Source organism: Aliivibrio friggae (assembly GCF_057368515.1).
Genome location: NZ_CM170649.1, coordinates 662,575 through 674,701, shown reverse-complemented (window position 1 = coordinate 674,701; position 12,127 = coordinate 662,575). Strand labels below are relative to the sequence as shown.

Below are 12,127 nucleotides of genomic sequence, written 5' to 3'. Positions count from 1 at the left end.
TATTATAAATGTATGGACGCATTCCGCAGTATTAATGGAAAATAAGACTACCTCTTACGAAATAGTCTTATTTAATTGTGGTACAAAATGTAGAAGTAACTAAATATTAATATTTAACTTGGTAATTTAGCGTATAGGTTCGTCCGCGGCCTTTGTAATCATAAGCCGCTGCATCATAGTGGCTAGAATATAGGATTTGAGCTCGTTGGCCCCATGCCGTCGTGTAATCTTTATTAAACAAGTTTTGAATACCAAACCCTAAACTACCCACTGGTAACTCATAACTACCGACTAAATCAAACACGGTATAACCAGATAACTCATTATCGTCTGCATCTTTGTAATCAAACATTGTCTGGCTTTGTACTTTCAGCGCAAGATCTGATTCATACCACCCAACCCACGAGTTCGCTTTTGATGTACTTGCTTCACCCGCACTTAAATCATCCCATTTATCATCGGTTTGAAGTTCAGAAACAACATAATGACCAGATGCACCGACTTGAATATTATCCATTATCCAATAAGAAACTAGCGCTTCAGCTCCATAGACACGCTTTTCATTATCAACATCTTCAATTAGCAATGTCTGCTTATTGTATTTAACCGACTTATCCGATTGTGAGAAATACGCCGCGGCCTGAAAACTTAATGCATCTTGTTCAGTTCTAAAGCCAATTTCATAACTGTTAGTTTTAATCCCTGACATTTTAGAATCAGAAACATTAATACTGTCTTGCAGAGCATAATGTCCATTAGCATCAACCGCTGAATAACTTCCTTGCCCATAATATTTCGCAGGATCAGCAAGATCGAAACCTTGCGAGAAACTAGCCCATACTTGTGAATCAGACGTGAGTTTATAAATAGTCCCTAAATTAAATAAACCGACAGAATAATTAGTTTCTCCCCCAGGAACGGCATCAGCAGAAGAACCATTCCCTGCAGCAATTTTCTTATGAATTTTATAATCAACAAAATCATCGATCTTATTGTTCATATATTGGTAGCGGTAACCCCCTTGAATTGACCAATCATCGGTAATATTCATATCAGCTTGAATAAACCCAGCAACCGAACCGACCTCTACCCCAGGATAGCGCCCCACTTCAGCGTAAGTTTTATTCACTAGATTACCTGAGTTATTCGCAATCGTTGGATCAAAGAGCGCTTGGTTACTGTCGAACTTATCCATGTAAGCGTCTACACCGTAAACCAAATTCACTTTACCAAACGATTTAGCTAAAGCGGTTTTTAAAGAGATTACATCAGTCGTTTGCTGTGAAGCACTTTGGTAATACGGTGTATAAGTTTGATCTTCTTTTCGATAAGAGGCTTCAACAACTAATTGATGGCTCAGAAATTCAGAATCACTATAAGCCGCACTTAGCATGATTCGTTCTGTACCGTGTTGACGATCAGATTCGAAACCTTTACGCACATCAATAAACTTATAATTTTTAATATAAAGGCCGTATGGCGAGTCTTGTTGACTATCGTAATATTGCGCTAAAAAGTTAATATTTTTAGTATCAGAAATCGAAACATCAACCGTACTTTGTAGATCTATTGTTTTATTGTATTGCAGCGAGCCTTGAGATATATCAGGGGTAATGATATCGCCTTCACCATCATAATAACCTTGTGTTTCGGTATAAACCGCTGATACTCTCGCTGCGACATTATCTGTTCCACCAGAGATAGATTGGGCCACTTTGTAATCAAAGTCATCACCCCCATTAAAGCCAGTCGTGCCACTTACATAACTTTCAAACTGCAACTCATCACTGTCTGATTTTTTGGTTATAATGTTTATCACACCACCAGTTGCACCGGCCCCATAAATAGAGGTCGCCCCAGAAAGTACCTCAATACGTTCAATATTAAATGGGTCAATCGCATCTAATTGGCGACTAATAGGACGAGAAGATTGAAGCGATACCCCATCGATCATGACGAGCATTGCACGGCCACGTAAGTTTTGACCGTAGTTAGTTCTTGCACCACTACTCACATCTAGTGATGGAATGGTTGTTGCTAAAATCTCACCCAGTGTTTTACCACCACGATATTCTTGTTCAATTTGTTCTGAATCAACAAACCAAACCGTTCCTGGGATCTCACTAATTGCTTTAGGCGTACGACTTGATACCACCACCATGGTTTCTTCTGTATTTTTATACGCTTCTGCTTGAGCTGCTACAGAGACAAAAGTAGTCGCTGTTGCAACGGCAATAGCGACTAAGGTGAGCGGATAATTCCCTTTTTTAACGTTCATTTATGTTCTCTTTTTTATATTGATGTTGCACTAAAATGAATACGAATGATAAAAATCCGTATTCAACTATTTATTACTTAAAAAATAAGTGTCGGTTTGCTAACAAAGCTAAGCATTTACTAATTCATCAACAACCGACTCTGAGATCCAATCAATCATCCCTTTATCAGAAGCAATGTCGTATATCTCTTTTTCTGATAATCGATTGATAATACTGGCACTTCGCCACGCCATTAAGCTGAGTTGAGGTTCCGCAATACCATGACTATGCATGCCTGCATTCACCGCAAATATCTTATTATTCTTGCTGCCTTTCCATTTCAGTTCAAAGTCAGGCGTAAGTTGGTAACGTCCCTCTTTATCTAAATCCAATAGAGGAAGAATTGAGTTTAAACAAGCAGGATAAGGAGACTTAAATCCCGTAGCTAAAATCACAATATCTGCTTGATGCATTTCTGATTTTTGGCTTAACGCATTCTGCACTTCCAAAGAAAAGCCTGATGTTGTTTGTTCTAATTTATCCATCGTTCGATGCGGTAATAAACGCACCCATTTGTCTTCTTTCATCACATCAAAACGATGATATAGCTCTCGATAGATATCCAATAACGCTAATTGAGTAATGCCGTCTGATGTCAATTTCTGAGCTGTGATCTCTGAGTGCTTTACTTCAGGGTTAAGCTGAACAAATGCATTTACATAATCAGGAGTGAAGAACTCATTAGTAAATGAAGCCTCATCAAGAGGTTGGAAATTAGAGCGACGAGAAACCCAATCTAATGAAGCGGCCTTACCCCATTTTTCACGTAATACATTTAAGAAAATATCAGCGCCACTTTGTCCACCACCAACAATCATGACCCTTTTTCCAGTAAAGTCACGATCACGTAATCCCATTTCGGCGGCATGAAAAACGGTTGGGCCGATATGGGGAATTGCACATTCAGGAATGAAAGGGACTTTACCTGTTCCTATACAGAGATTCTGCGCTTCATATATTCCATTACTGGTTTTAATTTCAAAACTATCACCATTAAATTCGATCTGTTCAACTTCAGTAGAAAACTGAACATTACTAAGTTGTTGAGCAACCCAAGATAAATAGTCAGAAAACTCATGGCGGCTAATACAGTTAAGCTCTGCGGATAAAAATCGATAAAACTTTTTATTTTTCACCAAGTAAGATAAGAATGAATAAGGGCTTTCAGGACATACTGCACTGACTAGATCCTTTAAAAACATCGTTTGCATGTTGGTGTTATCAAGCAACAAACCAGGATGCCAAGCAAAAGAATCTCTACTTTCAAAAAACGTCGCTTTAATTTGTTTTTTAGGCTCTAAAAGAGAGGCCACACTCAAGTTAAACGGGCCAACACCGATACCTGCCAAATCCAATTTGATATTCATATTATTATTCTCCATTTAATATTATTGTTATTTATTCATCGCCATATATAACGGGTTATCTAACTGGTTCTCCATATCTGGAAGCATGCGAGATGCACTAGCATCCGTACTGTGTCTAAACTTCGCCAGATTAAGCCCAATACGTAATATTCTTGGTTTAAACAAATCTAAACGCTCAAACCTATCTTGATAATCAGGATTTTCTTTTACATATGCTTTAATTCGTAACCCAAGCAATTGATAAAAATCGATTTCAGGTAAACCTAGTTTTTCAACCAGTGGAGAAATAAAGCGAAGAACCGTAACAAAATGGCCTGTTTGTAAATCATGAATAATCAAATCTTCAGGTAAAGAGACCGTGACATCTCTAACTAAAGGGTCTAAGGTTTTTTGCTCTGGAATATCACGTTCAATTAAACGCATATCCCCTTGAAAGTCTTTTAGTAAAATTCGTTTGGGTTGAGCATTTTCCATTACTAACGTTACGTTTTGTCCGTGAGCAATTAAAGAAACCCCGTATTTACAAAGTAAGTGATAATAAGGAATGACAACCGCATCAAAAAGCTTGTTTAGCCACTCTTCTATTGATAACCCTGACGCTGTAACATATTCAGAAATTAATGGGATCCCTTCTTCATCTGATTCCATCAACGCCGCCATTAAAATTGCCGTTTCATTATTAGAAAGCTTAGATTGAGCGGATTCTCGCCATATCACACCAAGTAATTCATGATAACGATATGGAGCGCCAACCAGTAATTTATAATCAGATTGAGCTACAAAACCAGCGGCAGGCTCTTGTAAGATTTCAGCCTGTTTATCAATAAATAAATCGTCTGATTTAAAAATAGAACCAAGCCAATCAGAGGACATTGGACCCGCTAAAATATAGCGCCCAGGGATACCTCGATAGCAAGAAGTATTCATAATGGTTAAAGGTAACTTAATGTCATAGCTATCTGGTCTTGTGGTATTACTCAAGGTTCGAATTGACAGCTGAGGCAAAAATTCATCACCGAATTCACCTAAATAGATCAGTGTTTTTTCTGCCATTTCTCGTGCAAATAATATTGATAACTTTTGACGCCACTGCCAAGGATGAACAGGGACATAAATATAATCACTGATATCCACATTAAATGACGAAAGTAATGCATCCATCTCATACTGTTCAGTTTCATTAACAGCGGATTCGATTAGCTGTTCCCACTCTACTTTATGGTTTGTTGCTTTCTGTAAAATAGAGTGATGCACTGCAACCCAGCTTAATTGAAAAGAACGTTCAGATTCTGGTGCATATAATGAGAGATCATCACTTCCCCATCCTCTTCGTCCTTTATTGAAGGCAAACTTAGGATGTCCATCAAACAAAAGCTGTTGCTGTTCACACGACAAAAAAGCAAGTTCTTTAGCCGACATATTCGCTTTACGTAATGCAAGTTTACAGTCACCTAGTAACGTCGCATTCAGATCTTCAAAATGCTCGGCTAATACATCATCATCGATACCAATTAAGCATTGAATATCACGCATAAATTGCGTTGCAGTTATCTCCGATGAATTCACAGCAGATCTACGATCTAATGAAATCGGGTCAATCACAATTTGCCCCCAAATATTGCGTTTACCAGAGAAGTAATACCCAACACCTTGAGAAGGAGTGAACGAAAACTCAGCGTTATTTTCTTCAATAGTAAACGCTTGTTCATACGCCAATTCACTGATCAACTTTGCTACCATTTTCCGGTTTGCCGCTGGCCAGTGAGCATGTAATGCTATTTGATCCATCAACATTGCTCCGTAAAAAAGGCTTTTCGTTCAAGCATCATTAATGCCGAGCGTTTGTGAGGAAAATTAAACTCGAAACATTTTTTATAGCCAACTTCTTGAATACGATTAAATAAGCGCTGGTTATCCGCTCTCGGTTCTAAAACAATGCGCTGGGTTCTGACATCATCCACAAACAAATAATGACTAATAGCTCTCATCCAACAATTGAAATAATCAGGACCTCGAAACGCCTGCTCACCCACTAAGAGATGGATACCACGATCATAAGGTTGAACATCATAATATGGACTTAATCTATCCTCGCTAACCCAATACGCTTCAACATAACCAAAAGGTTCACCATTAAACTCACCAATTAATGGGATGATATGATCATCACTCAAACGTTCTTTAATAAATTCGGCGAGCTTTTCATAACTCCACGCTTGCTCCCAAAAATTTGCCACTCTAGGATCATTCATCCAAGCAGTAAAACGCTCGATATCTTTATCAAGATCAAACAATCTAAAACTAATTTCTGCATCAATATTATGATCATAGCGTTGATATACCTTCCCTGTTGGCATTTCAGGACGAACAGGATGATGTCGATATTGCAATGATGATTGCACCTCTACCCAAGGAAATAGGGTAGAAGGCGTATGCAAATGCCACGGTTGCACTTGTTGATAAAAGCCTTGGCGTGACAAGCTATTCTTATAAAGTGATGGTAACGAATGAGCTAACAGGCTCGGGACTTCTGACTCGATAATAAGCTCATTAACCGTTTTATTCGTACTAAATATATGATCAATTTCTTTTAGGCATTGAGTAATAACTGATGAGTCTTTAACATCCTGTTTTGATAATGTAATCGCAATTGTTGGATTCGCATTTAAGCTTAATAGTAGCGTCTTATAATTAAACATTCATAGCATCCTTTATATGAACCAATGGGTTAGGTAGATCAAAATAAATAACGGCAGGATCAAGAATTGAGTTCTCGTTCATGTTCTGTAAATAACAATAGAAATTGCCTTTACAACACAGAGCTTCACTGTCTAATACATAGTTTAAACATTGCTGATCTCTAACGCCTTTATCTCTCAATACTTCTAATTGTTTACGCAGCTCTTTCACTAATGTCTTTTCACTAACGTCACAATAAGAAGCGATGGACGCAATAACATTAAACGTAGAATTAATAATAAGGTAATAGGCAAAATAACGACGTACTTTGTCATTATTCCAATAGTTTTCAATATCTTGCTTAGTTTGATTTAATGCTTCAGGAAAACGTTCAAAAGCCAAGTCTGTGTAGCCTGTCCCTTGGCAATCACGATAGTACATACCAATTGGGAACCCTCGCTTTAACTGCATAACAATATTCTGCTGATGAGCCAAAAAGACAACACCATAATTTGCTTGAAGATTAAATAATGGAACAACAGCATATTGGCAATACGCACTAAACCATTGTTGGGCAACTTGAGCTAACGGCAATATGCTTGAATCAGCATAATCTTTGATTCTTTTAGCCAATAAACTCTCACCACCATAAGGGTTTTGCTGAGTGAGTGTTGCAAGAACAACAGCTTCTTCATCAGGTTTACAGCTTAATGGGTTTTCTCGAAATGCCACAAGGCTCTCGTCTATTACCTTGTTATTCTTATCCATTAACCCAAGGAAGCAGGGCTCTTGCATCACTTGAAAACCTTGCTGATGACCTAGCTCATTACTAATGTCTGTATCGGTGAACAATTGATTTAATCTGGTTCCTCTGATCACCTCTTTAAGCGATAAATTACGAATAGAATTGGTCAATTTAACACTGAGTGAAAACTTCAACATATAAGGCAGTTTAGGCGAATAAAGCGAACGAGTTGATGACGTTGGGTACCATATTGCACCTAATGAGCCCAGTTCTCTTATTAACCCTGTCGTTAAATAACGTTGAATGTCTTCTTTCTCTTGTAAGACTTTCCATTGCCATGGATGCACAGGAAATACACTTTCATTTTCATTCACAATTCCATTGATCGCTAAAGTCAGCATCTGATCTGCAAAAACCAATTCATCCAATCGTTCTGCTGCGGTTTTCTCTCCTGAGGAGCCTGACATAAGAATAGAATGATTAACCGCTAACCAAAGTAGAGGAAACTCACCTCCTAGCTCTGGGGAATACGTTTTGGCATCTTCAGCACTAAATTGCTCTCTACTTTTTGGAGCAGGATGGAAAGAGTGACCAATCAATAGCCCTTGTTCTGCTTGTTGAAAATTAAGCGCCTCTGAAAATAGTCTCTCTGCATAAGGGCTTCTACTTATTCCGGTATAGGTATTTGTATAGCTCTCTGTCACTCGCTCTAAAAAGATATTTCTTTGCTCTTCTGAGATAACCCCAACTAAGGCAGGTTGGTCTAAAACTCGGCATAATATTTGTCCAAAACCGACAGTAACGGCTTCTTCTGCGTATAACACAGCAGGAAAACGATATTCATGTAAACCAACCGATGAGACATAGCTCAATGGAATTTGAATTTCCCCCTCGTCACCCAGAGGGATCAAATAATAGGCCCCGTACTGATTTTCAACAATTTGAATTGCGGAACACTCTCTTGCTAAAGAATTAAGAAAACATGCTGCAGGAACGTCATTACCGCCGTTTATTATGTAGCCCAATTGGTCATTAGTTGTCATAACACTTCCATTGTTTTTGATTAACAGATGCGAATGCTAATGATTCTCATTAAAATGATCAACTACTTTTTCACTATATTTATAAAATAAATCATTTACGCTGTATTATTTAACTTAGCTATAGGAAAAATTAACAGAAATTACTTTAAATACTTATTTATCAATAACTAAAGCAAGAGAACTACTTCCTCATTAAATACAAAAAGTACACTCCTCCAAGTAGCGAGGCCAACAAACCCGCAGGAAACTGCCATGGGAACCACACCGTTCTTCCTATCCAATCAGCGACAATCATCAAACATCCCCCCAACAAACTAGCCGTTAACAATTGATGAGAAGCCCGATATTGATGAAGTGAACGTGCCATGTGCGGGGCTAACAAACCAATAAAGCTGAGGGGGCCTATAATGATGGTACAGAGGGTTGTTAATGCAGCCACAAGAAGTAATAAAGAGACTCTAACCTTACGGCAATGCAATCCCACACTGGTTGAGGTTATTTCACCCAAACCAATAATATCTAACCATCGATGACAGCACATTGCCGCAATAAAAAATAATCCAACACCAACACCCAACAAATAGACATCACTCATGCCAACTAAATAGGTTGAGCCGGAAAGCCACGTTAATAGCGCCCTTACATTATCTTGACCTGATGACATGGCAATGCGTAAAAAAGCGTCTAGTCCTGCACTCAACGCAATGCCGGTTAATAACATTTGAGCAGGTGCAAAGTTTTGTTTGCGTCCCATCAACCAAATAATACCCGTTACAAACAATGCGCCGAAGGTACCTAGTAGCATTTGCTCATGCCTTTCAGCAGCAATACCAAATATAGCCCCTAGCACCAAAGCCAATGCCGCTCCTGAACTAATACCTAAAATCTCAGGGCTTGCCATCGGATTGGTTGATACTCGTTGAATTACTGTTCCTGCAACAGCTAACCCTACTCCTGCTAAAAACGAAACAAAAACTCTAGGAGTACGTAATTCGACTATCGATGGATTTACCGAAACTAGCCAACCACTTTGTCCCTTACCAATAAATACCGCGATAATAAATAAAGCAATAATCAGAACACCCAGAGGCAACACCACTTTCTGTAACGGTTTATATTTATAATGAACTTGAGCTGTTTCTCTGCTTTTCATATCCGATTGAAAAACTTTACGATTTAACAACCAAAGCAAAAATGGCGCGCCCAATAATGCAGTCATTGCCCCTGTGGGTAATAACTCACCTCCAACGCCTGAAAATGGCTGAATAATCAAATCAGCAAGCAATAATATCACGCTGCCAACTGTACCACTGACGATGATCTGTGGTACTAACTTCCTTGCCCCACACATACGAGCGATAGCAGGGGCAACAACCCCAACAAAGCCAATTAAACCGACTTCACTCACAACCGCGGCAGTCATAAATATAGCTAACGTCAGTGAAATGACTTTAATTTGCTTAATATTTACACCAATAGAAGCTGATACATTATCTCCTAATTGAAGGGCAGATAAGGGTCTTGATAGTAATAAAAGAGCAAGAACAGGGAGTATAATTAATGGAAGAAGCGTTTCCACACTTGACCAATCATTTTGGTTTAATGTCCCCGCCCCCCAAACAAAAACACTTGCTAATTGTTGCTCATTCAATAGCAATAACATGGTATTTAGTGAACCAAAAAACAGGCTAATCACCATACCAGAGAGCACCATATGAACAGGTGAAAAACCACGTTTAGCTGACAGTAAGAAAACCAGTCCTGTTGCAAAACTACCCCCTATAAACGCAGGAATAAATCCACTAATCATACTGTTTATTGGCAAGAATAAGATCCCAAGAACCATGCCTAATTCAGCCCCTGCAGCAACACCAAGAGTCGTCGGAGATGCAATGGGGTTACGTAATACAAATTGCATTACACAACCAGCAACAGCAAGAGAAAAACCACACAGCACAGCAATAACAAGACGAGGGAGGTACGTAAGATGTGTGATTAAATGTTGATAATTACTTGAATCATAGTTAAACACCGTTTGCCACAATAAGCTCAATCCTTGAGAATAAGGCGCAGTCCATTGCAGTAGCCCTAAAATGATAATGATTAATAATATTGCAAAACCAATAGGTATTCTCATGATGTGTAGCGGTAGAATGGATCGTTGTTTTGATATCAACATAGGGACTGTTTTCACAATTATTGAGTAAGTTGTTGAGTGATATTGTCACTAAAACGCTGCGCTGAAATTAATCCACCAAACGTCCAAATAGCAGGAAGTTCATACACTAAATTAGATCGAGTAAAAGCCATCGCTTGCCATAAAGCCGATTGAGTTAATTGCTTCTTTTCTGCCTCTTTTAATGGGCCAAAGATCAACATATTTGATTGCTGATGCTGGGCTAGAGCTTCAAGTCCTGCGGTGGTGAATCCCCACATATTTGTCGCTTCATGCCATGCGTTTACCAGTCCCATTTCACTAATCGTCGCTTGAGCTAATGAGCCATCACTATGAACTCGTACGGTTTTGTCATTAATAAAGCGAATAAAAAGAAGAGGCTTATTATTTGATTGAATACGGCGGATTTTATCGCCATTGTCACTTAATCTCTGCTCAGTCTTTACTATTACATCTTGGGCTAGTTGTTCTTTATTCAATAATTTACCAAGCTGAAGTGTGATCTCTTTTGCTGAAACCAAAGGCATTTTTTTATTGCTATAAACGGTATAAACCAACGTTGGAGCAATCGCATTGAGCTTTTCGTACATTGATAACATATGCTGACTGATCAAAATAACATCTGGCTTCAACTCTGTAATTAACTCTAAATTAGGCTCTCTTCTTGAGCCTACATCCATTGCAGAATCATTCAATTCTGGTTTTTTTACCCATGATTGATAACCTTGTACATCTGCAACACCAATTGGATTTACGCCTAAACTCAATACCGTTTCTGTTAATGCCCAATCAAGGGCTATTACTTTTTCCGGTGGTTTGTCTAACTGAGCCTGGCCTAGCTCATGTTTAATATCCATTGCCTGAGTCGATGAAATAAAAAACATCATTATCAAACCAAAAATCTTATTCATCTCACTTCCTTGTTGTTCATTTTATGTATTAAATTTATGGAATATAGCTTATCGCTTGACCTGTTTCTGGATGGGGAAATAACGCTAATTCCATTCCATAGATTTGCTGTAATGTGTCTTTATTCATTAACGTCTCAGGTGAGCCTTGAGCAATAACTTCACCTGAATGTAATGCAACAAGATAGTCGCTGAATTTGGCCGCCATGTTGACATCATGTAATACCATAATGACCGTCAGCCCTAGGGTTTGATTTAATTCTCGAATTAACGTTAATAATTCATATTGATGAGCAACATCCAGTGCAGAAGTCGGCTCATCAAGTAAAATACACTGACTTTGTTGAGCTAACAGCATCGCGACCCAAGCTCTTTGACGCTCTCCACCTGATAACGTAGCGACAAAGCGATCACTAAATAGCGTTAGACCCACCTTTTCTATTGCCTCATCAACCAGTTGATAGTCTTTTTTACTGTATCGTCCAAAGGCTCCTTTCCACGGATAACGACCAAAACAGACAAGTTCACGAACAGTAACTCCATCAGTTATGGGTGGGTGCTGGGGAAGATAAGCAACATTAAGAGCAAATTCTTGATGAGATAAGAGGTTAACGCCTTTTTGATTAAATAGAACCGTTCCTGACGTTGGTACATTCTGGCGGCTGAGCAGTTTAACTAACGTAGACTTCCCACACCCATTATGTCCAAGTAACGTTGTCACTTTCCCTTTTGGAAAAAGTAAGCTAGTAGGATAAAGGATCTGTTGTCCGTCAATTTCAAACGAGGCGTCGACAAGTTGGTACATGAGATAAACTAATTATTCGGTCCATGAATGATGGGCAGAACTGTAACATAAAGAAATCGTAATGATAATTGTTTTTATTCTCATGA

General features: G+C 38.7%; 8 protein-coding genes. All 8 read right to left on the bottom strand.

Annotated features, from left to right (window positions below):
* Nucleotides 1-106: 106 nt before the first annotated feature.
* The 8 genes from AC2INI_RS16440 to AC2INI_RS16405 all read right to left on the bottom strand — a co-directional run bounded on the left by AC2INI_RS16440 (nucleotide 107) and on the right by AC2INI_RS16405 (nucleotide 12,041).
* On the bottom strand, nucleotides 107-2,278 hold the full coding sequence (locus AC2INI_RS16440) for a TonB-dependent receptor (protein WP_486306438.1): 2,172 nt from the start codon (nucleotides 2,276-2,278) through the stop codon (nucleotides 107-109).
* A 108-nt stretch (nucleotides 2,279-2,386) separates the two neighbouring features.
* On the bottom strand, nucleotides 2,387-3,700 hold the full coding sequence (locus AC2INI_RS16435) for a lysine N(6)-hydroxylase/L-ornithine N(5)-oxygenase family protein (protein WP_486306437.1): 1,314 nt from the start codon (nucleotides 3,698-3,700) through the stop codon (nucleotides 2,387-2,389).
* A gap of 12 nt (nucleotides 3,701-3,712) precedes the next feature.
* On the bottom strand, nucleotides 3,713-5,473 hold the full coding sequence (locus AC2INI_RS16430; protein WP_486306436.1) for an IucA/IucC family protein: 1,761 nt from the start codon (nucleotides 5,471-5,473) through the stop codon (nucleotides 3,713-3,715).
* Nucleotides 5,473-6,384: a GNAT family N-acetyltransferase gene (locus tag AC2INI_RS16425; RefSeq protein WP_486306435.1), complete on the bottom strand. Its 912-nt coding sequence runs from the start codon at nucleotides 6,382-6,384 to the stop codon at nucleotides 5,473-5,475. The genes AC2INI_RS16430 and AC2INI_RS16425 overlap by 1 nt, the downstream gene beginning before the upstream one ends.
* The gene (locus AC2INI_RS16420; protein WP_486306434.1) at nucleotides 6,377-8,152 is read right to left on the bottom strand and encodes an IucA/IucC family protein; all 1,776 of its coding nucleotides are present in this window, start codon (nucleotides 8,150-8,152) and stop codon (nucleotides 6,377-6,379) included. The genes AC2INI_RS16425 and AC2INI_RS16420 overlap by 8 nt, the downstream gene beginning before the upstream one ends.
* Nucleotides 8,153-8,333: 181 nt before the next feature.
* Nucleotides 8,334-10,289 carry a Fe(3+)-hydroxamate ABC transporter permease FhuB gene (gene fhuB, locus AC2INI_RS16415; RefSeq protein ID WP_486306457.1) on the bottom strand — a complete coding sequence of 652 codons (1,956 nt, stop codon included), beginning with the start codon at nucleotides 10,287-10,289 and terminating at the stop codon, nucleotides 8,334-8,336.
* Nucleotides 10,290-10,348: 59 nt separating this feature from the next.
* Nucleotides 10,349-11,239 (bottom strand): iron-siderophore ABC transporter substrate-binding protein, encoded by an 891-nt coding sequence (locus AC2INI_RS16410; protein WP_486306433.1) that lies wholly within the window; start codon nucleotides 11,237-11,239, stop codon nucleotides 10,349-10,351.
* A gap of 34 nt (nucleotides 11,240-11,273) precedes the next feature.
* Nucleotides 11,274-12,041: an ATP-binding cassette domain-containing protein gene (locus AC2INI_RS16405; protein ID WP_122032510.1), complete on the bottom strand. Its 768-nt coding sequence runs from the start codon at nucleotides 12,039-12,041 to the stop codon at nucleotides 11,274-11,276.
* Nucleotides 12,042-12,127: the final 86 nt, after the last annotated feature.

Bases quoted from the DNA above. Each gene is read 5' to 3' on its own strand.
- AC2INI_RS16440 (WP_486306438.1), bottom strand. From the start codon at position 2,278: ATGAACGTTAAAAAAGGGAATTATCCGCTCACCTTAGTCGCTATTGCC.
- AC2INI_RS16435 (WP_486306437.1), bottom strand. From the start codon at position 3,700: ATGGAGAATAATAATATGAATATCAAATTGGATTTGGCAGGTATCGGT.
- AC2INI_RS16430 (WP_486306436.1), bottom strand. From the start codon at position 5,473: ATGGATCAAATAGCATTACATGCTCACTGGCCAGCGGCAAACCGGAAA.
- AC2INI_RS16425 (WP_486306435.1), bottom strand. From the start codon at position 6,384: ATGTTTAATTATAAGACGCTACTATTAAGCTTAAATGCGAATCCAACA.
- AC2INI_RS16420 (WP_486306434.1), bottom strand. From the start codon at position 8,152: ATGACAACTAATGACCAATTGGGCTACATAATAAACGGCGGTAATGAC.
- fhuB (WP_486306457.1), bottom strand. From the start codon at position 10,289: ATGAGAATACCTATTGGTTTTGCAATATTATTAATCATTATCATTTTA.
- AC2INI_RS16410 (WP_486306433.1), bottom strand. From the start codon at position 11,239: ATGAATAAGATTTTTGGTTTGATAATGATGTTTTTTATTTCATCGACT.
- AC2INI_RS16405 (WP_122032510.1), bottom strand. From the start codon at position 12,041: ATGTACCAACTTGTCGACGCCTCGTTTGAAATTGACGGACAACAGATC.